This is a genomic window from Stenotrophomonas sp. STEN147 (assembly GCF_056757995.1).
The window spans coordinates 1-21,078 of record NZ_JBRRCG010000019.1 but is presented as its reverse complement, the minus strand read 5'-3'; the positions used below and the strand labels follow the sequence as shown (position 1 = coordinate 21,078).

Genomic DNA, 21,078 nt, shown 5'->3' with positions numbered 1-21,078 from the left:
ATGCTCCGACGGCGGAACTGTGCGAGGGGCCACACTATCGACGATGACGTGCCTGAACGCCACAGACCTCGGTCGCCGCCAGCGCAGGAATCCTGCCGATCCTGTCATACACTAGCCCGTCGTTTGCCACACGGGCCGTGCCGGTGTCGCGCCCGCGATGCCACGGGATCTACCCATGACCAACCGTCCTCCCATGCGCGTGCAGGTCCGCCTGCCCGGCGCGTCACATCCGCCCGCGGACCGCCGTCGCCTGTGGGTGATTGGAGGCATCTGGCTGCTCAGCCTGGTGCTGGCCACGATCGGAGGCTGCTGGATGGGGGCGCCGCGTGGCGAGCAGGGACAACGGTTGCAGGCGGCCGAGAAGCGTGCCGAGAGCCTGCAGGCGCAGCTGACCGAACTGCGCCAGAAGCAGGCCACGCTGGAAGCCTCCGACCGCATCAGCCGCGCCGCCAACAACGAAGTGCAGTCCTCCCTCGCCGAGCGCGACGAAGAGATCGCCGGGTTGCGCGCGGACGTCGCCTTCTATGAGCGCCTGGTCGGCTCGACCAGCCAGCGCAAGGGCCTGAACACCCACTCGATCGAGTTCAGCCCGGAATCGGCCGGTACCTGGCAGTACACCGCCGTGCTCACCCAGAACCTCAACCGCGGGGCCATCAGCCAGGGGCAGATGCGTTTCACCGTGGAAGGCGTGAAGAACGGCAAGCTGGCCACGATCAGCTGGGATGATCTGCACCAGCGCAGCAAGGTGCCGGGACAGGACTACTCGTTCCGGTACTTCCAGCAGCTCACCGGCAGCGTGATGCTGCCGGCTGACTTCACTCCGCAACGCGTGCGGGTGACATTGGGGAGTGGTGCGGGGGGCGCCACCCAGGTATTCGACTGGAAACAGGCCGGCGCGCCGGCCAGCAAAGGGGAGTAGGCAGATGTTCGGAAACAGCAAATCCAACCGTGACGGCCAACTGGTGGTGGATGCCCTGATCGGCAACCAGGTGGTGATCCGCGGTGATGTGGAGTTCAGTGGTGGCCTTTACGTGGAAGGTCGCATCCATGGCAAGGTGGTCGCCGCCGAAGGCGCCAGCACCGCGACCCTGACGCTCGCCGAGCACGGCGTGATCGAAGGGGAGATCCGTGCCCAGGTGGTGGTCATCAGCGGCCGCTTGGAGGGGGATGTCCACGCCACCGAAAAGGTCGAACTGACCCCGAGCGCGCGGGTCAACGGCAATGTCCACTACGAGGTGGTGGAGATGAACGCCGGGGCCCAGCTGAATGGACGCCTGATCCATGCCAGCGCACCGCTGGCGGCCCTGCCTGCACCCGAAGGCGGGGATCCCGCCAGTGGCAAGGGCGACACTGCGGCCCGACGCAAGCTGGCCGAAGCGATGGCTTGAAAGCCACCGCCGGTGCCCCCATGCTGATGCCATGAGCACGCTAGTCTCCCTGCCCGGCGCCCCCACGGCGGCCGCGCCCGATTACCAGTCGCTGGAGCGGCCGCTGAACTTCACCGAAGCAGCGGCCTCCAAGGTCAAGTCGTTGATCCAGGAAGAGGGCAACCCCGATCTGGCGCTGCGTGTGTATATCGAGGGTGGCGGCTGTTCGGGCTTCCAGTACGGTTTCGAGTTCGACGAGAACCGTGCCGAGGACGATCTGGCGGTACAGACCAGCGGGGTGACCCTGCTGGTCGACCCGCTCAGCCTGCAGTACCTGATGGGGGCTGAAGTGGATTACACCGAGAGCCTGACCGGCGCGCAGTTCGTGATCCGCAATCCGAACGCGAAGACCACCTGCGGTTGCGGCAGCAGCTTCAGCATGTGATGGCAGGGCGCGGGGCCTGCGCTCCGCGCCAGGTGTGTCGAGCGGTCTCCACACCTCACAGCAGAATGCGCACAGCGCCGACCTTGCCACCCGCATCGAATGGCGGCAGGCTTGCTGGATGTCCAATATTCTTTCGCCGCTGTCCGGTTTCGCCTTCATCGGCGAACCGCTGGAGCGCGCCGATGCCCTGCGCGAAGATGCCGATATGCTGGCACGCCTGTGGCCGGATGCGCGGGTTCTCGTGCTTGACCAGGACGGCAGTGCCTTCACCGGCGCTGATGACCAGCCACTGGCGCTGACCGGTGCCGACATCGGCGGCGGCCCCGGTGCGGCGATCTTCCTGGGTCTGCGGGGTGAGCAGGCCTGGTTCTCGGTGGAAGCGTCCACGGTTGCCGTCACTGCGCCTGGCCGGCTCGACCTGCGCCAGGCGGCGCTGCTGTGGCCGGTGGCCGATGCGACCGCTTTCAGCTACGCGCGCGGCATGTCCTACTGGCATTCGCGCACGCGCTTCTGCGGCGTCTGCGGGGGGGCGGTGGCCTTTGCCCGCGGTGGCTTCGTTGGCCGCTGCGCGCAGTGCGCGACCGAACACTATCCCCGGGTGGACCCGGCGGTGATCGTCGCGGTGGAAAACCAGGGCCGGCTGCTGCTGGGGCGGCAGTCCAACTGGGCGCCGCGCCGCTATTCGGTACTGGCGGGTTTCGTCGAGCCGGGCGAGACCTTCGAACAGACCGTGGTGCGGGAAGTGCACGAGGAGAGCCGGGTGCGCATCACTGCCTGCCAGTATCTCGGTTCACAGCCCTGGCCGTTCCCGGGCGCGCTGATGGTGGGGTTCCGCGCGCAGGCGCAGGACGATGTGCCGACCGTGGATGGCGAACTGGAGGATGCGCGCTGGTTCAGTGCCGACGAGGTGGGCGCGGCGCTGGCACGTGATGTCGAAGATGATGGCCAGGGCATCCGCCTGTCGCCGCCGATCTCGATTTCGCGGGGGCTGATCGAGCACTGGTATCGCCAACAGCGGGGTTGAAGACCGCATCGGCCTGTCAGAACGGCGGCGACCATTGCCGCCACCTGAACACGGCCCGGGTTACAGTGCGGCAGACCGCTGATGGCGGCGTCGCGACGGGTAAGGTAGCGACGCCGAGCGCCTTGTTTCGTAGGGAGACCTGCCATGTTCACCACTCTGGCTGCCGTGCTGGTTGCACTGGCTCTGGGCCATGTCGCCCCGGCCGCTGCCGCCTCGCTGCGCCGCTTTGACAGCTTCCGGCGCTGGCTGGGCTGGCTGGATGCGCACGGCGGCAAGGCCTGGCAGGGCCCCATGGGCGTGGTGCTGGCGCTGCTGCCGCCGCTGGTGTTGATGGCGCTGCTGGCCTGGCTGCTGCGGGGCGTGCTGTTCGGGCTGCCCGCGTTGCTGCTGGGCGTGGCGGTTCTGGCCTGGTGCTGGGGGCCGCGCGACCTGGATCGTGACATCGAAGCGATCATCGATGCCGATGACGCACCGACCCGGCAGGCGGCCGTGCGCCATCTGCAGGCGGCCGGTGGCAGCCTGCGCGAGGATGTGCCCTCGCTGGTGGAGGCGACCGTACTCAATGCGCTGCGCCGCTGGTTCGCGGTGCTGTTCTGGTTCCTGCTGCTGGGCCCGGTGGGCGCGCTGGGCTATCGCCTGCTGGCGCTGATGTCCGAGAGCCCGATGCGTGCACGCGTACCGGTGGAACCGCTGGCGGTGGCCCAGCGTCTGCTGGGCTGGGTCGAATGGCCGGTGGCACAGTTGATGGCGTTCTCGATGGCACTGGTCGGCAACTTCGACACGGCGTGGAAGGCATGGCGGCAAGCGCATGGCGAGCGCCTGGCCGGAGGCATCGGATTCCTGGGTGCAGTGGCCCGGGCCAGCGTCAACGCCGAGCTGCGCGAGGACGCGCATGACTACACCGAGGCAGGCCTGCTGCCGGTCTGGCAACGTCTGCCCGACCTGCGCGATGCCATGAGTCTGGTGTGGCGGATGCTGCTGCTGTGGCTGGCGGTGCTGGCCGTGCTGGTGATCGCCGGCTGGGTGACGTAGCCGCTGGCCAGGCGCGTGCGGCCCTGACCGCAGTACGCGTCGCGACGCGCCTGGACGCGAAGTGGGAATCTAGACCGGCGCCAGTGCGGTGAACGGTGCCCACGGCAGGTTGCGCAGCAGTGCGTAACCGGGCAGCAGCCACAGCCAGAACATGGGATTGGCCAGAATCCGCATCAGCGGATCAAGCACACGCGGGCGGATGCCGGCGATGTTCAGCAGCATCAGCAGCAGCAGGGGCAGGCTGATGACCAGCAGCGGGTTCATCGCCATCGCGCCGGCCAGATCGAAATGGACCAGCGAGTAAAGGCAGCGCGTGCTGCCGCAGCCGGGGCAATACAGACCGGTGAGTGCGTACAGCGGGCAGCCCGGCAGGGGATTGCCGGCCACGTAGGGATTGACGTTGCGCAGCACCACGGCCGCGCCTGCGGCCAGGCCGGTGGAGGCCAGCAGGGGTGCCCAGCGGGCGAGCCGGGAAGGAAGCGCGGACACCATCAGGCGAGGACGGATCCGGCGCGGACGCGGCCGGATCCGTCCGCAGGCCTCAGTAGCTGCCGTTGCTCATCGCACCGATGCCACCGAGCACGACGAAGAACAGCAGGTACAGCACGACCATGATGACCCAGGCGATGGCCGACCAGATGGCCCACTTCTTGGCCTTGGCGGACGAGTCCTGTGCACCGGCGATATCGCCAGCGGCCAGCTTGCCGTTGACCTGTGCCGCATAGACGATCGACACGATGCCGACCGGCAGGCAGCAGAGCAGGGTGCTCAGGATCGCCCAGACCAGGTTGTTCGGGACCTGCGGAGTAGCGGTATTCATGATTCAAGCTCCTTGATGGGTGGTGGTGGATCAATGGTCGGAAAGAGCGCCCAGTGCGGCCAGGCCGCCGAAGAGCCCGAACCACAACAGCAACAGGACCGGCAGCGCCGCGGCCGAAGCCGCCGCCCACCAGCCCGCCTTGCGTGACGCGCTATAGGCTCCCGCCAGATCGCCGGCCGCGCGGCGGCCATCGACCTGGGCGGCATACACGATCGACACCACGCCCAACGGCAGGCAGCAGAACAGCGTCGTCAGGATCGCCCACACCAGATGGTTGGGGATGTAGACCGGACGGCCGAGTGGTGGCGGTTGATTCAACGTGAGACTCCATTCCTTGGTGGCCGACCGTAGTGAACGGGCCGGACCTCCCCCCTGTGGGTGCGTAATCTACCGCAACCTGCGTCGCATGTATGCGTTTTCAGCCCGGTAATGACGGGCACGGCACTTGACGCTGGCGTATGTGGGGGATGGCCCGGCTATGCGCGAACGGAGGGATTCCGTCAGGCGTGATCGCCGCGAAGGGCGCGGACCTGGGCTTCCAGTGCCGGCGCGTCGGTGCTGCGGCCATCGATGGCAGGCGCCGCCACCACCTCGACGGTGGCGCGGAAGCGGCGCGGAACCCGCATGCGGCCAAGCCGGCTGTCGCGCCGGCTCCACATGCTCGACCACATCCCGCGCAGGGCCATCGGCACCACCGGCACCGCCCGGCGTTCGAGGATCTTCTCGACGCCGGACTTGAACGGCGCCATCTGCCCATCGCGGGTGAGTGCTCCCTCCGGGAAGATGCAGACCAGCTCACCCTCGGCCAGCGCCGCATCGATCTCCTCGAATGCGCGCTGCATCAGGGCCTCGTCCTCGCGGGCCCCGGCAATCGGAATGGCCTTGGCGGTGCGGAAGATCCAGCGCATCACCGGGATGTTGAAGATCCTGTAGTACATGACGAAGCGTACCGGGCGCGGAATCGTCGCCGACAGGATCAGTGCATCCATGTAGCTGACATGATTGCAGACGATCAGTGCTGCGCCTTCATCCGGCACATTGGCTTCGATGCCATGCGGGCGCAGCCGGTAAAGGGTGCGCACCATCACCCAGCTCAGGAAGCGCATCAGGAATTCGGGGACGATGGTGAAGATGTAGATCGCCACCACGGCATTGGCGATCGCCAGCGCCAGGAACAGCTGCGGGATGCTCCAGTGCAGCAGTTCGCGCGCGGCCAGCGACAGTAGTGCGGCGGAGACGATGAAACCGGAGTTCTGGATGTTCAACGCGGCGAACACGCGTGACATCTGCGCCTTCGGCGTGCGGCTCTGGATCAGGGCGAACAGCGGAACGACGAAGATGCCGGTGAACAGGCCGATTCCGACAAGGTCGATGACGATGCGCACACTGCCGGGCTGCTGCAGGAACTGGGTGATGCTCAGCCCCTGCACGGTGGCCTCACCGCTGCGGGCGAAGTACAGATCGAGCAGGAACGCGGTCATGCCGAACGCGCCCAGCGGCACCAGGCCGATCTCCACCGTGCGCGCCGACAGCCTCTCGCACAGCAGCGAGCCAACGCCGGTGCCGATGGAAAACAGCGCCAGTGCCAGCAGGTACAGCTTGGGTTCGCCGCCCAGGTTGGCCAGCGCGTAATTCGGCAGCTGCGAGGTCAGCACGGTGCCGACGAACCAGAACCAGGACACGCCCAGGATCGCGTTGCGCACCGCCTTCTGCTGGCGTGCCATGCGCAGCACCACCAGCGACTCCGGCAACGGGTTCCAGTTGATCTTCAGGCCCGGGTCGCCGGCATCGACCCTGGGAATCAACCGCGCCGCGATGTTGCCGCAGACCGCCAGGGCGATGACCAGCGATGCCGCGAACACGGGCCCGTGGCTGCCGGCCAGCAGGAACACGGCGCCGCCGATGATCATCCCTGACAGGATCGAGATCGATGTGCCCATCTCCACCAGCCCGTTGCCACCGGTCAGCTCCTCGGGTTTGAGTACCGAGGGCAGCACCGAGTACTTCACCGGGCCGAACAGGGTCGACTGCATGCCGGTGCAGAACAGCGCCACCAGCAGGAACGGCAGGTTCTCGGTGAGGAAGCCGATCGCTGCCAGCGACATGATCACGATCTCCATCGTGGTCGTGATCACGATCAGCCGTGACTTCTCCAGTTTGTCGGCGATCTGCCCGGCCAATGCCGAGAACAGGAAATAGGGAAGGATGAAGATCGCCGGCGCCAGCGTGGTGTAGAGCGAACGCTGCTCTTCGGACACGCCCAGGTAGAACAGCAGGCCGATGATGGCCTGCCGGTATACGTTGTCGTTGAAAGCGCCCAGCGCCTGCACGATGAAGAACGGCAGGAAGCGGCGCTGGCGCAGCAGGGCGAACTGGTTGTGACCGGACATGGAATCTCCTTGACCGGCGCAGCCTAGCATTCCTGCCCGCCGGCCGGGCCCGGATCCAGTGCTGCCGGGTGGCGGTCAGGTCAGGCTGCGTACGGCCTCGTTGGCGGCGGCACGCAGCTTCGGCAGCAGGCGCAGCACCAGCGCCATCTGGGTGCGGATCAACTGCAGCTTCGGTGGCATCACGTCCTCGATCTGCTCCAGCTCCGCGGCGACTGCGCGGTCGGCATCATTGTCATCCTCTGCAACCGCCTGCCGTGCGGCCAGCGCGCCGGCCAGCTGCTGCAGCGCCTTGCGTACCCGGTCGCCGGCGGCCAGTGCCAGTGGGTCGCCGGCGTAGCTGTCGACCTGGTCGCGGTGGGCACCCAGTGCCGACAGATGGCCGAGCAGGGTGTTGGACAATGCCAGGAAGTGGAAGCCGGCATCCAGGTTGCGGCGTACATGGCCGGGCTCGCGCAGCATGTTCGACAGTGCAGTGGACAGCGCCGCATCGGCGTTGTGCATGTCGCGGCGGGCGATACGGTAGGCCAGGTCGTCGTGCATGCCACTGCGGTACTGGCCCAGCACCGCATCCAGGTAACGCGCGGCGGTATCCAGTACCCGTGACAGGACCCGATGCAGCTGGCGGCCCTGCCAGTCCGGCAGGATCAGGAAGGCGGCCGCCGCAGCGATCGCACAGCCCAGGATCGTATCCACCATGCGTGGCACGATCAGCACGAAGCCATCGCCGATCAGGTTGAAGCAGGTCAGCGCCATCACCGTGATCGCGGCCGAGGCCACCAGGTAGCGATCGGTGCGGGTGAAGAAGAACAGCAGCGCCGACAGCAAGGCGATCAGCAGCTGCACGTGCAGCTGTGGGAACAGCTGCAGCAGGGCCCAGGTCAATACCAGACCGGCCAGGGTGCCGATGATGCGCTGTGCCAGGCGCTGGCGCGTGGCGCCGAAGTTCGGCCGGCACACGAAGACGATGGTCAACAGCACCCATGAACCGTTCTGGGCATTGAACAGGCGGATCGCCAGGAAGCCGGCGATCAGCGCCAGCGCCATGCGCAGGCCATGGCGGAACAGCACCGAGCCGGGCGTGAGCTGCTGGCGCAGCCGTACCCCCATCTCGCGCAGGGTGTGCGGGTTGCTGTCGCGCAGGCGCGTGTCGACATTGTCCAGGCTGGCCTCGGAGCGTTCGGCGTCAAGCAGCCGGCGCTCGATGCTGCGCAGGTTGTGCACCAGCAGATCCAGCGAACCGAGCAGGCGCTGCCATTGCGGACGCTGCTGGTCGCGCAGGTAGGCCAGCGCGTCGGCCAGGTCGCGCCCGGCCTGCTGGTTGCTCTCGCCATACACGAACGGGCGGCGCAGGCGGATGGCTTCGCCCAGACGCGCGCAGGCCTGACCCTGCAGGTCGAGCAGGCGCTGGCAGCGGTACAGCACGTCGCTGTGGAAGAACGCATCCACCAGTGCGCCATAGGGATAGTGCGAGGAGCTGGCACGCTCGTGGAAATCCTGCGCCATGTAGTACAGGCGCAGGTACAGGCCGGAGTTGACCCCGGGCCGGCCGGAACGGCCGAAGCGCGCAAGGATCGCCGTCTTTGCTTCGTTCAGGGCTCCCACCACACGCCGGTTCTGTTCGGCCAGGTCCAGCTGGCGGCGCTGCAGGTCGGCCTCACGCACCGGCTCGAACAAGGCGGCTTTCAGCTGCAGGTAGCGGCCCAGTTCCTGGTAAAGACGGGCCACGCGTTCGCGCACCGGACGGTTGGCGAACAGCGCGGTCCAGACGATGGACAGCAGGCCATACCAGACTGCACCGGCCAGCAGGTGGCTGACCGCATGCAACGCACGTGGCAGATCTCCGGCGCCGCCATGCTGTTCCAGCCCGATCATGGTGTAGATGGCCAGGGTCACCGTGGCCTGGGCGATGGAGGCGTAGCGTTCGCCCAGAGCGCCCAGCAGGGTCAGGCCGAAGGTGGACAGCGCCAGTGCGCCGATGAACAGCCACGGCCACGGGAACAGCGCGATCACCGAGGCGGCGGCGATGCAGAAGCACAGCAGCGACAGCAGCACCGCCTTGGTGCGGCCCCACCAGTTGTCGTCGGTTTCGGCGATCGCGCTGGCGATGATGCCAAGGAACGCCCCGGGCAGCGCGGGGAGCGCGTCCAGCTGCCAGCACACGGCCATCGCAGCCGACAGGGCGATGAACACGCGCAGGCCATAGCTGGCTTTCTCGTGTGCCCACAGGCGGCTGAGGCGGGAATGGGACGCGGACATGCAGGTTCGGGCGGTGGATTGCCTCCATTATGGCGGTGTGCGCGTGGGTGAGGTGTTCAATGTGCGGACCCACGGTCCGCACCCCCACAAGCCGGTTTACATCTCCCAGCGCACGCTCACCGCGAAGGTGCGCGGCAGGCCGACGCCCGCGTTCGACCAGTACCTGCGATTGGCCAGGTTTTCCACGCTGGCGCGCAGGGTGACCGGGTGCCCCGACGCCATCAGGCGGTAGCCCACGCCGGCATTGACCAGGGTGTAGTCGGGCAGCTTCAGGGTATTGTCGGCGTCGTACCAGACATCGCCGTAGTAGCGCACGGCAGCATAGGTCTCCAGGCCATCGACCCACGGCAGCTGGTAGCTGGCATGCAGCACACCGCTCCAGCGTGCGGCGCCGACGGTGCGGTTGCCTTCCTGCGCGGCACTGCCGGGCGACAGCCTGTCGTAGGTCGGGTCCAGCCAGGTCACGCCGCCACCCACGGCCAGCGCATCGGTCAGGTGCAGGTCGGCGCTGGCTTCCACGCCTTCGTACAGGGTGATGCCATCCTGCACCAGGCGCAGGCCGGCGTCGGTGGGCTGGTCGATGTTGGCACCGCGTTCCAGGCGGAATGCGGCCACGTTCGCATTCCAGCGCGAGGCTTCCACCTTGGCGCCGACCTCGTACTGCTTGCTGATGGTCGGACCCAGCACATCACCGGCGTTGATGTAGGGGTTGCCCACGCGGCTGCCGGCTTCCAGCGATTCAATGTAGCTGGCGTACAGGGTCACGGCTTCGCTGGGTTTGAACATCACCGCATAGGTCGGGGTGACCGGGTAGGTGTGGTAACGGCCCTTGGTCTCGAAGTCGTTGTAGCGCCAGCCGGCCAGCACCGACCAGCCCCCGCCGAAGTCCACGGTATCGCTGGCGAACACGGCCTGCTGCACGGTTTCATCGCCGCGGGTCATCACCCGCGAACCCACCGCGTCGTGGCGGATGGCCGAACGCTGGTACAGGTTGGCGCGACCAATGGTGTTCCATTCGTAGGGGCGGTCCCAGCCCAGCCCGGTCTGGTGGCTGACGCCGGCCACCAGCTGGTGCTGCAGCGGACCGGTGCGGAAGCCGCCCTGCACCAGCGCCTGCGCCAGCTTCCATTGGCTCTTGCCGCCCAGCTCATACACGTTCACGTTGTAGTCGCCGTTCGGATCGTCGATGTAGGCGAAGATCTTGTTGACGTCGTTCCAGGAGGTGGTGACGCCGTAGCTCAGGCTGGCCTTCCAGTCGCCGTTGATCTGCCAGGTGAACGCCGTGGACAGCAGGCTGGAACGGGTATCGTAGTAGGTACCCGGCACGCTGTTGTCGACGTCGCCGGCAATCGGCCGCGGCAGCGAGGTCATGCCGATGAAGTAGTACTGCGGCGACTCTTCGCTCAGGTCGCGCGACTGGAACACGCTGTCGAAGGTCCACGTGAGCGCATCGCTCAGGCGCGCGTCCAACGACAGCGCGCCGACCTTGCGGTCGACATGGCCGCCGTTGAAGGTTTCGCCCTTCTCCTGGTAGGCGTTGAAGCGATAGCCGAACATATCTTCGTTTCCGAAGCGGCCGCCGGCATCGACACCACCACTGATGATGGCCTGTTCGCGCCAGCCCAGCTGCGCCGAGAAGGTGGGGGTATCGGTCGGCTTCTTGGTGATGTAGTTGACGATGCCGCCGGGCGCGCCGAAGCCGTACAGGAAGCCGCCGGGGCCCTTCAGCAGGTCCACCTGTTCCATCACTTCCAGCGGCCATTCGGTGCCCCACGAGGACACCTGCAGACCGTTCACGCGGTAGCTGTCGTAGTTCAGATCGATGCCGCGGTTGCGGATGGGCGAGCTCCAGCCGCTGGCGTAGGCGCTTACCTGGGTGGTGACCGATGGATCGAACAGGAAGGCTTCGCCCAGCGATACGACCTGGCGCTGCTCGAGCTGTTCGCGGCCGACCGCAGTAATGGCGAACGGGGTATCGCGCAGGGCACGGTCACCCAGCGCGCCGGCTTCGGTGTGGGTGCGTTCGCCGACCACCTTGATGGCGTCCAGGTCGGTGGCGCTGCGGGCATCAGCCGGGGCTTGCGCATGGGCTGCGCAGGCGGTGGACAGGGCGGCGGCCAGCAGGGCCAGGCGCGGGGTGCGGAACGAAGGCATCGATCGGATTCCTCGGCGGATGGCCACAGGCCATCCACCCATGGTTGGGGGAAGAGGCAGTGGCTGGGATCACGCAGGCTGTCCGTGAACTGGGAGCGGGGCGCCGCAGGGGCGCAGGACCATGGCTGGTTGCGAATTGTTCTCTTTTCGTTACAGCGCGTCAAACCGTGAGCGTCGCACGGGGTTGGTAGCGGCGCGCCGGGCGTGGCCCGGCGCTACCGAGGCTAGGCGCGCTGCGCGCGCTTGAGCAGTTTCGCCTCGCGCCTGCGCGCGCGCCGCGCCCGCCAACGCTCGGCCAGGCAGGAGAAGATCACGTACAGGGCCGGCGTGCTGAGCAGGGTCAGACTCTGCGAGAACAGCAGGCCACCGATCATCGCGATGCCCAGCGGCCGGCGCAGCTCCGACCCTTCGCCCAGGCCGATCGCCAGCGGAACCGCAGCCAGGATGGCCACCATCGTGGTCATCATGATCGGCCGGAAGCGGACGATGCTGGCCTCGCGTGCGGCCTCGCGCGGGGTCAGTCCGTGCTCGCGCTGCGCCACCAGCGCGAAGTCGATCATCATGATCGCGTTCTTCTTGACGATGCCGATCAGCAGCACCAGCGCGATCATCGAGATGACCGACAGCTCGGTGTTGGTACCGAACAGGGCCAGCAGCGCGCCTACGCCTGCCGCCGGCAGCGTGGACAGGATCGTCACCGGATGGATCAGGCTTTCGTACAGCATGCCCAGCACCAGGTACACGGTCAGGATCGCCGCCAATACCAGGATCAGCATGTCGCTGGGATCGGAATTGAAGCCAAAGCCCGCATCGTCGGCCAGGCGGATGTCGCCCGGCATGCGCATGCCGGCCACGGTCGCATCGATGATCGCCTTTGCCTCGCCCATGCTGACGCCGGGGGCGAGGTTGTAGCTCAGGTCCATCGTCGTGTACTGGTTCTCATGCGTGATCTGCGAAGGCGCCAGCCCCGGTACCTGGGTGGCCACCGCAGTGATCGGCACCATCTCGCCATTGCCTGCGCGCACATGGACCTCGTCCAGTGCGGTGGGGGTCGCCGTCTGCGAAGGCAGGGCATTGACCACGACGCTGTACTGGTTGATGTCCGAGTAGATCGTCGAGATCTGGCGCTGGCCGAATGCACCGTACAGCGCACCGTCGATGGCACCGACCGAGACGCCCAGTCGCGCGGCCTTGGCGCGGTCGATCACGATGTTCTGGCGCAGGCCGGCGTTGTCCACGTCGGTGCCGACATCGCGCAGCTTGGGGTTCTTCTTCAGTTCCGCCTGCAGCTTCGGCAACCACTCCTGCAGCGCCGCCAGATCGTTGCCCTGCAGCGAGATGCGGTACTGCGCGCCCTGGCTGGAGCCGCCGCCGTCGTTGCTGGGCAGATCCTGGATGGCGCGCAGCCGCAGCTGCAGGTCGGGATAGCGGTCGGCCTTGGCGCTCAGTCGCGCCAGTGCATGCGCGGTGGTCTCGCGGCGGCCTTCCTTGCGCGACTTCAGTTCGACATTGAACTGCGCGCTGGAACCCTGGCGGCCACTGCCCAGGCGCACGCCGACGGTCTTCACCGCCGGGTCGGCCATCAGCATGTCCGTGATGCGGCGCTGGCGGTTGACCATGTCCTCGAAGGACACGGTCGCGCTGGAGTTGGCGCGGCCCCAGATGAGCCCGGTGTCCTGTGGCGGGAAGGCGCCCTTCTTCACCGCGCCGAACAGGAAGACGGTCACGCCGATCAGGATCAGCGGCGTGAGCGAGAGCAGCAACGCGTGGCGCAGGGAGAAATCGAGGAACACGGTGTAGATGCGCAGCATGCGCTCGTGGCCGGCGTCCAGCCAGCGGCCCAGGCGCGAGGGTGCCGCGCGATGGTCGTGCGCACTGAGGAACCGGCTGCACAGCGCCGGCGTCAGCGTCAGCGAGACGATCATCGAGACCACGATCGCCGCCACCAGGGTGACGGTGAACTCACGGAAGAACGCGCCCATCATGCCGCTGGCGAACAGCAGCGGGATGAACACCGCAACCAGCGAGGCGGTGATCGAGACGATGGTGAAGCCGATCTCGCGTGCGCCGGTGAACGCTGCCTGCAGGCGCGGCATGCCTTCGTCGAGGTGGCGCATGATGTTCTCGATCACCACGATCGCATCGTCCACCACGAAGCCGATCGCGATCACCAGCGCCAGCAGGCTCAGGTTGTTCAGTGTGAAGCCCAGCGCATACATCACCAGTGCGGCGCCGGCCAGCGACAGCGGCACCGTCACGGCCGCGATCAGGGTCGGGGCAAGCCGGCGCAGGAACAGCGCCATGGTCAGCACCACCATCGCCAGGCTGATCAGCAGGGTGATCTGCACTTCGTGCAGCGACGAGCGGATCGTCGGCGTGCGGTCGAAGTATGGGGTCATCGTGGTGCCCGGCTGCAGGTAGTCACGCAGCGTCGGGATCTGCGCCTTCACCCGGTCGACGGTCTCCACGATGTTGGCGCCGGCGCGGGTGAACACATACATGACCACCGCGGGCTTGTGGTCGAACCATGCCGCCTGGTAGGCGTCCTGCTGGCCGTCGTAGACGTTGGCGACGTCCTTCAGGCGGATCACCCGGCCGTCGCCTTCGGTCTTCACCACCAGGTTGGCGAAGTCCGCAGCGCGGGCCACCGAATCGTTGGTGATGATCGCGGTGGTGGAGTTGCCATCGCTGAGGAAGCCGGTCGGCGAGGTCACATTGGCCGCGCGCACTGCGTTGCGCAGGTCGTCGGCGGTCAGGCCCAGCGCGTTCATCAGCCGCAGGTTGACGTCCACGCGCACTGCCGGCGTCGACGCGCCGGCGATGTCCACCGAGGCCACGCCGCTGATCTGGCGGATGCGCTGGGCCAGCAGCGAGTCGGCCACGTTGTACAGCTCATCGGCCGACTGCGTCTGCGAGGTCAGTGCGATGGCGATCACCGGGTCGTCGTTCGGATTCGCCTTCTGGTACATCGGCGAACCCATGCCCGAGGGCAGGTCGGCCTGCGCGGAATTGATCGCGGTCTGCACGTCCAGCGCTGCCGAATCGATGTCACGGTCGCTCTGGAAGATCATGAACACCAGCGAGCTGCCTTCCGAGCTCGACGAGCGCATGCGGTCGATGCCCGGCAGCTGGCCCAGATGGCGTTCCAGGGGGGCGGTGACCGTGGAGGCCATCGTCGCCGCGTCGGCACCGGCCTGGCTGGCGTGCACGAAGATCACCGGAATCTGGATGTTCGGCAGTGCCGAAACACCCAGCCTCAGGTAGCAGATCAGGCCCACCATGAACAGGCCGATGGCCAGCAGGGCGGTACCGATCGGGCGGCGGATGAAGGGGCCGGACAGGTTCATCGCGCGGCCCCCCGCAACAGCGGGGCAGGGGTCATGCCTGCGGCTCCTGCAGCGTGCCCTCGCGCAGTGCGCGTTGCTCCCGACGGCGCGCCAGCCACTCGGAGAAGCGCTCCATGTACAGGTAGATCACCGGCGTGGTGTACAGCGTCACCAGCTGCGACAGCAGCAGGCCGCCGACGATGGCGATGCCCAGCGGACGGCGCAGTTCCGAGCCGATGCCGGTACCCAGCGCGAGTGGCAGCGCGCCGAGCATGGCCGCAGCCGTGGTCATCATGATCGGGCGGAAGCGCAGCAGGCAGGCGCGGCGGATCGCTTCATGCGCGTTGGCACCGGCGCGGCGTGCTTCGATCGCGAAGTCCACCATCATGATGCCGTTCTTCTTGACGATGCCGATCAGCAGCACGATGCCGACGATGCCGTCCACCGACAGGCTCAGGCCACACAGCATCAGCGCCAGCAGCGCGCCGACGCCTGCCGGCGGCAGGGTCGAGATGATCGTGATCGGATGGATGTAGCTCTCGTACAGCACGCCCAGCACGATGTAGATGACCACCAGCGAGGCCAGCAGCAGCCACACCACATCGGTCTGGCTGCCGGTGAACTCGGCGGCCTTGCCGATGAACTCGGCATGCAGGTGCGCCGGCATGTCCAGACTGTCCTTGGTCTCCTGGATCGCGCGTACCGCTTCGGACAGCGAATAGCCCGGCGCGACGTTGAACGAGACGGTCACGGCTGGCAGCTGCTGCTGGTGGCTGACCACCAGCGGCGCGCTGGTCACCTGGCCTTCGGCCAGCGCCGACAACGGAATGATGTTGCCGGCACCGACCGTGATGCCGGTGTTCTGCGCGCCGATGCCGGTGGCCGTGGAGGAGTTGGAGGAGGTGACCTGGCCGAAGCTGGTGGCGTTGGTGCCGGTCAGCGCGCCAGCGCCGTTGGAGGCCACCGCCAGCTGCTCCATCAGCGCGGTGCTGGTGCGGAACTCCGGTGCCACTTCCAGCACCACGCGGTACTGGTTGAGCTCGGTGAAGATGGTCGAGATCTGGCGCTGGCCGAACGCATCGTAGAGCGTGTCGTCGATGGTCTGCATCGGCACGCCCAGCACGCTGGCCTTGTCACGATCGATGGTCAGCTGCAGGGCGCGGCCCTGGTTGGACAGGTTGTTGTCCACGTCGGCCAGCTCCGGCCGCTGGCGCAGGGCCTCGGTCAGGCGCGTGGCCTGGGTGGCGACGGTGGCCGGGTCCACGTCCGACAGGGAGTACTGGTACTCGGTCGCGGCCACGCGGGTGTCGAGGGTGACGTCCTGCACCGGCTTCAGATACAAGGCTACGCCGGGAATCCCGGCGACGGCCTCCTGCAGGCGCGGCAGGATCCGGTCCAACCCGTCACGCTGGCTGCGCTCCTTCAGCACGATCGACAACTGGCCCTGGTTGAGCGTGGGGTTCATGCTGCCAGCGCCGATGAAAGCCGACACGCCGGTCACATCCGGATCCTTGCGCAGCGCTTCGGCCACCTGCCTGGTGCGCTGCTCCATCTGCGGGAACGCGATGTTCTGGTCGGCCTGCACCACGCCGGTGATCAGGCCGGTGTCCTGCTCGGGCAGCAGGCCCTTGGGAATCAGCACGTACAGCAGAACGGTCAGCACAAGGGCGCCGCCGGCCACGGCCAGGGTCAGGCGCTGGTGGTCCAGCACCCAGTCCAGGCTGCGCTCATACAGGCCGACGGTGCGGCTCCACACGGTCTGCTTGCCGGCCGCGTGCGCCCGTTCATGCGCGTCCTCGCCTTCCGGCAGCGCATCGGGCTTGAGCAGGTAGGCGCACATCATCGGCGTGAGCGTCAGCGAGATCAGCATCGACAGCACGACCGCGATGCTCAGCACCCAGGCGAACTCATGGAACAGGCGGCCGGTGACGCCGGGCATCAGCAGCAGCGGCAGGAATACCGCCACCAGCGATACCGTCAGCGACAGCACGGTGAAGCCGATCTGGCGCGCACCGATCTCGGCCGCTTCCTTGCCGCTCTTGCCCTGCTCGATGTAACGGACGATGTTCTCGATCATGACGATGGCATCGTCGACAACGAAGCCGGTGGCCACCACCAGTGCCATCAGCGAAAGGTTGTCCAGCGACATGCCGGTGAACGCCATCACCGCGAACGTGCCGGCCAGCGACAACGGTACCGCCACGGAAGGAATGATCGTGGCCCACAGGCGGCGCAGGAACACGAAGATCACCGCCACGACCAGGCCGATGGTCAGTACCAGGGTGAACTGCACTTCGTGCACCGAGGCGCGGATGGTCTCGGTACGGTCGTTGAAGATCTCCAGATGCACGTCGGCCGGCAGCACGCCCTGCAACTGCGGCAGGATCGCGCGGATGCGCTCGACCGTCTGCACGATGTTGGCGCCCGGCTGGCGGCGCACTTCGAGAAGGACTGCCGGCTTGCCGTCGGCCCATGCGGCCAGCTGGTCGTTCTCCACCCCGTCCACCACCGCGGCCACGTCCGACAGCCGCACCGGGCGGCCGTTCTTGTAGCTGATGATGGTGTCGCGGTATTCGGCGGCACTGGACAGCTGGTCATTGGTGCCGATGCTGTAGGACTGCGTCTTGCCGTTCAGCGAGCCCTTCGGCGCGTTGACGTTGGCCTGGGTGAGCGCGCTGCGCAGTTCTTCCAGGGTCAGGCCCATGTTCGACAGCTGCGCCGGATTGACCTGGATGCGCACCGCCGGGCGGACATTGCCGGCGATCGACACCAGGCCCACGCCCTGCACCTGCGACAGGCGCTGGGCCAGGATCGAATCGGCGTAGTTGTTGACCTCCCGCAGCGGGCGCGTGTCCGAGGTGAGCTTCAGGGTGACGATGGCCGCATCGGCGGGGTTCACCCGGTTGTAGACCGGCTGGTAGGGCAGCGACGAGGGCAGGGTGGCCTGGCGGATCGCCGCCTGCACGTCCTGCGCGGCGATATCGATGTCGCGGTCCATCGAGAACTGCAGGATGATTGTCGACAGCCCGGCCGACGAATCGGACGTCATCAGGTCCAGGCCGGAGATCTGGCCGAACTGCCGCTCCAGCGGGGTAGTGACCAGCGAGGCCATCGTGGTGGCATTGGCACCCGGGTACTGGGTGGTGACCACCAGGCTGGGCGCATCGATTTCCGGCAGTGCCGACACCGGCAGCTTGCGATAACCGAGAATGCCCAGCAGCAACAGGCCCGCCATCAGCAGCGAGGTGGCGATCGGGCGGCGGATGAAGATCGTCGAAAAGCCCACGGACTGATCCTTGCTGGCGCTTCAATGGCAGCGCCGGCGTCGATGCCGGCGCGAAAGGAATCGGTGGCCTGCGCTCAGCGCGGGCCACCACCGCGGCGGCCCGCGCCGCCACTCTTCTGTTCGGCGGCCTTCAATTCGGCCTCGGTCGGTGCAGCCGGGGTCTCGCCGGGCTTCAGGGCCGTGACCTTGCTGCCGGGCTTCAGGCGGAACTGGCCTTCACTGACTACCCGCTCGCCGCCCTTCAGGCCCTCGGCGATCTGCACGTGGCTGTCGCCCACTTCCACGCCGCTGCGCACGGTCTGCATCTTCACCGTGTTGTCGCCCTGCACGACGTAGACATACTCGCCGTCCGGGCCACGCAGCACGGCCTGGGTCGGAATCACCACGCCGCCGCCAATGGTACGCAGCTGCATGCGCACATTGACGAACTGGCCGGGCCACAGGCCGTTGTCCGCATTGTCGAACACCGCACGTGCCTTGAAGGTGCCGCTGTCAGCGCTGATCAGGTTGTCGACCACATCAAGCTTGCCGTCGCCGGACAGCACGTGCGAATCGGCCCGGTCCAGTGCAGCCACCGGAACGCTGCCGGCCGCCTGTGCCTGGCGCACGTCGCCGAGCTGGCGTTCGGGCAGGTTGAACAGCACGTGGATCGGGTGGATCTGGGTCAGGGTGACCAGGGCGGTGCCCGCGTTGACCACATTGCCCGCATCGACCGCACGGATGCCGGCGATGCCCGAGATCGGCGCGGTGACCTTGGTGTACTGCAGCTGCACCTGCGCCGAGCGCATGCTCGCCTCGTTGGCGGCTACTGCGCTTTCGTACTGTGCCACTTGGTTGCGTTGTGTATCCAGATCGGTCTTGGCGACGTACTGGCGGTACTCCGGGGCGTTGGAGCGCTGGTAGTTGGAACGCGCGGTCGCCAGCAGCGCCTCGTTCTGGCGCTTGGCGGCGGCGGCCTGGTCATAGCTGGCCTGGGCAGTACGCGGGTCGATCACCGCCAGCACGTCGCCCTGCTTCACTTCCTGGCCTTCGCGGAAGTTCAGGCTCATCAGCTGGCCGCCGACCTGCGGGCTGACCGTGACGGTATTCATCGCGGTGACCGTACCGAGCGCACTGGCGTAGACGGGCACGTCCTGGCGCACGGCGTCGACCACGGTCACCGGTACCGGTGCGGCATCGGCGTCATCGCCACCTTGGCCGGCGGCGACGCCGGGCCTGCCGGCCTTGTCCTTGCCACCGCCCAGCACGCGCAGGCCCACCACGGCCAGCACCAGTACCGCCACGACCAGCAGCACGATCTTCCAAACACGTGACATTCAAGGACTCCAAGAGGGCTGGACGGGCGGGGCCCGGTGGGCAATGCGCAAAGCATACCTGTGCCACATCGCGTTTCCTGCATGACGGATGGGACGGGCGCTAGGACCGGTGCCGGCCGTGGAGGTTCCCGTAAAGGCAGCGTTGCCCTACATTCAGGTGCAGAACCCTGCCGTGGAGTACCGAGATGCGCCGTTCGTTGCTGCTGTCCGCCCTGATCCTGGCCCTGCCGGCCCTTGCCCACGCCCAGGACGGGCAGCGCCCCGAGGTGACCGCGGCCGCACAGCGGCTGCAGGCCAAAGTGGTGGAGTGGCGCCGCGATTTCCACCAGCATCCGGAGCTGTCCAACCGCGAAGTACGGACCTCGGCCGAGGTCGCCAAGCACCTGCGCGCGATGGGCCTGAAGCCGAAGACCGGCATTGCCCATCATGGCGTGGTGGTGATCATCGAAGGCGGCAGGCCGGGTCCGAAGATCGCCCTGCGCGCCGACATGGATGCGCTGCCGGTGACCGAACAGACCGGCCTGCCGTTCGCCTCGAAGGCGACCGATCAGTACCGCGGGCAGACGGTGGGCGTGATGCATGCCTGCGGCCATGATGCGCATACCGCCACCCTGCTGGGTGTGGCCGAGGCGCTGGTGGCAATGAAGAAGGACCTGCCGGGCCAGGTCATGCTGATCTTCCAGCCGGCAGAGGAGGGCGCGCCGCCGCCGGAAGAAGGCGGTGCCGCGCTGATGCTGAAGGAGGGCCTGTTCGCCGACTTCAAGCCGGAAGCCGTGTTCGGCCTGCATGTGTTCTCCAGCGTGCAGGCCGGTCAGATCGCCGTGCGTGGCGGTCCGCTGATGGCCGCCTCGGACCGCTTCGGCATCAAGGTGATCGGTCGCCAGACGCATGGCTCCGCGCCGTGGAACGGTGTCGACCCGATCGTTGCCACCGCCGATCTGGTCGGTACCGCGCAGACCATCGTCAGCCGTCGCGCGAATCTGTCCAAGCAGCCGGCGGTGCTCACCTTCGGTGCGATCAACGGCGGCATCCGCTACAACATCATTCCGGACGAGGTGGAGATGGTCGGCACCATCCGCACGTTCGACGAGGGCATGCGCCAGCAGATCTTCGCTGACCTGCGCAACGTCGCCGAGCACACTGCGGCCGCGCACGGGGCAAAGGCGGTCACCGACATCTACGAATCAGAGGGCAACCCGGCCACGGTCAACGATCCGGCGCTGACGGCACGCATGCTGCCGAGCCTGCAGGCGGTGGTGGGCAAGGACAACGTGTACGAACCGCCCCTGCAGATGGGCGCGGAGGACTTCTCGCTGTATGCCAAGGAGGTGCCGGGCATGTTCTTCTTCGTCGGCTCCACCAGCGTGGGCATCGATCCGGCGACGGCACCGGCCAATCATTCGCCGAAGTTCCTGCTGGATGAGAAGGCGCTGGACGTCGGGTTCCGGGCGTTGATGCAGGTGAGCCTGGATTACTTGAACGGTGCTGGCTGAGCGTATTCCGGCAGGGCTTGCAGCCCTGCACCCGCTGCAGATCAACGTCAACTTCAGAAGCTGGCTTTCCGTGGGTTGGCGGGGTGGGTCCGGTTGAGGGGGACGCCGTAAACCCGTCCATGGGGGCTTGGTCGCGGCATCCATGCCGCTCACACCCCCTCAACCGGAC

15 protein-coding genes are annotated in these 21,078 nt (G+C 67.1%); 6 read left to right on the top strand and 9 right to left on the bottom strand.

Going from position 1 to position 21,078, the window contains the following annotated elements:
* Positions 1-175: 175 nt before the first annotated feature.
* The 5 genes from ACVOKU_RS15980 to ampE all read left to right on the top strand — a co-directional run bounded on the left by ACVOKU_RS15980 (position 176) and on the right by ampE (position 3,868).
* The gene (locus tag ACVOKU_RS15980) at positions 176-919 is read left to right on the top strand and encodes a DUF6776 family protein (protein ID WP_053515594.1); all 744 of its coding nucleotides are present in this window, start codon (positions 176-178) and stop codon (positions 917-919) included.
* A gap of 4 nt (positions 920-923) precedes the next feature.
* Positions 924-1,388 (top strand): bactofilin family protein, encoded by a 465-nt coding sequence (locus ACVOKU_RS15975; protein ID WP_481560365.1) that lies wholly within the window; start codon positions 924-926, stop codon positions 1,386-1,388.
* Between the two features lie 31 nt (positions 1,389-1,419).
* Positions 1,420-1,812, top strand: a complete 393-nt coding sequence (erpA, locus tag ACVOKU_RS15970) for an iron-sulfur cluster insertion protein ErpA (RefSeq protein ID WP_053515598.1) — start codon at positions 1,420-1,422, stop codon at positions 1,810-1,812.
* 118 nt (positions 1,813-1,930) lie between these two features.
* Positions 1,931-2,836, top strand: a complete 906-nt coding sequence (gene nudC / locus ACVOKU_RS15965; RefSeq protein WP_481560364.1) for an NAD(+) diphosphatase — start codon at positions 1,931-1,933, stop codon at positions 2,834-2,836.
* A 144-nt stretch (positions 2,837-2,980) separates the two neighbouring features.
* On the top strand, positions 2,981-3,868 hold the full coding sequence (ampE, locus tag ACVOKU_RS15960; protein ID WP_481560363.1) for a regulatory signaling modulator protein AmpE: 888 nt from the start codon (positions 2,981-2,983) through the stop codon (positions 3,866-3,868).
* Between the two features lie 69 nt (positions 3,869-3,937).
* Here ampE and ACVOKU_RS15955 read toward each other — a convergent pair whose 3' ends face one another.
* From ACVOKU_RS15955 to ACVOKU_RS15915, 9 genes are all read right to left on the bottom strand, one after another.
* Positions 3,938-4,357 (bottom strand): DUF2752 domain-containing protein, encoded by a 420-nt coding sequence (locus ACVOKU_RS15955; RefSeq protein WP_053515602.1) that lies wholly within the window; start codon positions 4,355-4,357, stop codon positions 3,938-3,940.
* A 52-nt stretch (positions 4,358-4,409) separates the two neighbouring features.
* Entirely contained in the window at positions 4,410-4,688 is a 279-nt protein-coding gene (locus ACVOKU_RS15950) for a CD225/dispanin family protein (RefSeq protein ID WP_481560362.1), read from the bottom strand.
* Between the two features lie 30 nt (positions 4,689-4,718).
* The gene (locus ACVOKU_RS15945) at positions 4,719-5,006 is read right to left on the bottom strand and encodes a CD225/dispanin family protein (protein ID WP_053515606.1); all 288 of its coding nucleotides are present in this window, start codon (positions 5,004-5,006) and stop codon (positions 4,719-4,721) included.
* Between the two features lie 182 nt (positions 5,007-5,188).
* Positions 5,189-7,078 carry an MFS transporter gene (locus tag ACVOKU_RS15940; protein ID WP_481560361.1) on the bottom strand — a complete coding sequence of 630 codons (1,890 nt, stop codon included), beginning with the start codon at positions 7,076-7,078 and terminating at the stop codon, positions 5,189-5,191.
* Between the two features lie 75 nt (positions 7,079-7,153).
* The gene (yccS, locus tag ACVOKU_RS15935; RefSeq protein WP_164151974.1) at positions 7,154-9,334 is read right to left on the bottom strand and encodes a YccS family putative transporter; all 2,181 of its coding nucleotides are present in this window, start codon (positions 9,332-9,334) and stop codon (positions 7,154-7,156) included.
* Between the two features lie 96 nt (positions 9,335-9,430).
* Positions 9,431-11,488, bottom strand: coding sequence for a TonB-dependent siderophore receptor (locus ACVOKU_RS15930; RefSeq protein WP_481560360.1), 2,058 nt, complete (start codon positions 11,486-11,488; stop codon positions 9,431-9,433).
* Positions 11,489-11,712: 224 nt separating this feature from the next.
* Complete coding sequence (locus ACVOKU_RS15925) at positions 11,713-14,835, bottom strand: efflux RND transporter permease subunit (RefSeq protein WP_065174390.1); 3,123 nt, start codon at positions 14,833-14,835, stop codon at positions 11,713-11,715.
* A gap of 31 nt (positions 14,836-14,866) precedes the next feature.
* Complete coding sequence (locus ACVOKU_RS15920; protein ID WP_481560359.1) at positions 14,867-18,100, bottom strand: efflux RND transporter permease subunit; 3,234 nt, start codon at positions 18,098-18,100, stop codon at positions 14,867-14,869.
* 74 nt (positions 18,101-18,174) lie between these two features.
* On the bottom strand, positions 18,175-19,416 hold the full coding sequence (locus ACVOKU_RS15915) for an efflux RND transporter periplasmic adaptor subunit (protein ID WP_053515617.1): 1,242 nt from the start codon (positions 19,414-19,416) through the stop codon (positions 18,175-18,177).
* A gap of 185 nt (positions 19,417-19,601) precedes the next feature.
* Here ACVOKU_RS15915 and ACVOKU_RS15910 point away from each other — a divergent pair, with 185 nt between their 5' ends.
* On the top strand, positions 19,602-20,909 hold the full coding sequence (locus ACVOKU_RS15910; protein WP_481560358.1) for a M20 family metallopeptidase: 1,308 nt from the start codon (positions 19,602-19,604) through the stop codon (positions 20,907-20,909).
* The last annotated feature ends 169 nt before the right edge of the window (positions 20,910-21,078 follow it).

Excerpts from the sequence above, each read along its gene's own strand:
- ACVOKU_RS15980 (WP_053515594.1), top strand. The coding sequence starts at position 176 with ATGACCAACCGTCCTCCCATGCGCGTGCAGGTCCGCCTGCCCGGCGCG.
- ACVOKU_RS15975 (WP_481560365.1), top strand. The coding sequence starts at position 924 with ATGTTCGGAAACAGCAAATCCAACCGTGACGGCCAACTGGTGGTGGAT.
- erpA (WP_053515598.1), top strand. The coding sequence starts at position 1,420 with ATGAGCACGCTAGTCTCCCTGCCCGGCGCCCCCACGGCGGCCGCGCCC.
- nudC (WP_481560364.1), top strand. The coding sequence starts at position 1,931 with ATGTCCAATATTCTTTCGCCGCTGTCCGGTTTCGCCTTCATCGGCGAA.
- ampE (WP_481560363.1), top strand. The coding sequence starts at position 2,981 with ATGTTCACCACTCTGGCTGCCGTGCTGGTTGCACTGGCTCTGGGCCAT.
- ACVOKU_RS15950 (WP_481560362.1), bottom strand. The coding sequence starts at position 4,688 with ATGAATACCGCTACTCCGCAGGTCCCGAACAACCTGGTCTGGGCGATC.
- ACVOKU_RS15940 (WP_481560361.1), bottom strand. The coding sequence starts at position 7,078 with ATGTCCGGTCACAACCAGTTCGCCCTGCTGCGCCAGCGCCGCTTCCTG.
- yccS (WP_164151974.1), bottom strand. The coding sequence starts at position 9,334 with ATGTCCGCGTCCCATTCCCGCCTCAGCCGCCTGTGGGCACACGAGAAA.
- ACVOKU_RS15930 (WP_481560360.1), bottom strand. The coding sequence starts at position 11,488 with ATGCCTTCGTTCCGCACCCCGCGCCTGGCCCTGCTGGCCGCCGCCCTG.
- ACVOKU_RS15925 (WP_065174390.1), bottom strand. The coding sequence starts at position 14,835 with ATGAACCTGTCCGGCCCCTTCATCCGCCGCCCGATCGGTACCGCCCTG.
- ACVOKU_RS15915 (WP_053515617.1), bottom strand. The coding sequence starts at position 19,416 with ATGTCACGTGTTTGGAAGATCGTGCTGCTGGTCGTGGCGGTACTGGTG.
- ACVOKU_RS15910 (WP_481560358.1), top strand. The coding sequence starts at position 19,602 with ATGCGCCGTTCGTTGCTGCTGTCCGCCCTGATCCTGGCCCTGCCGGCC.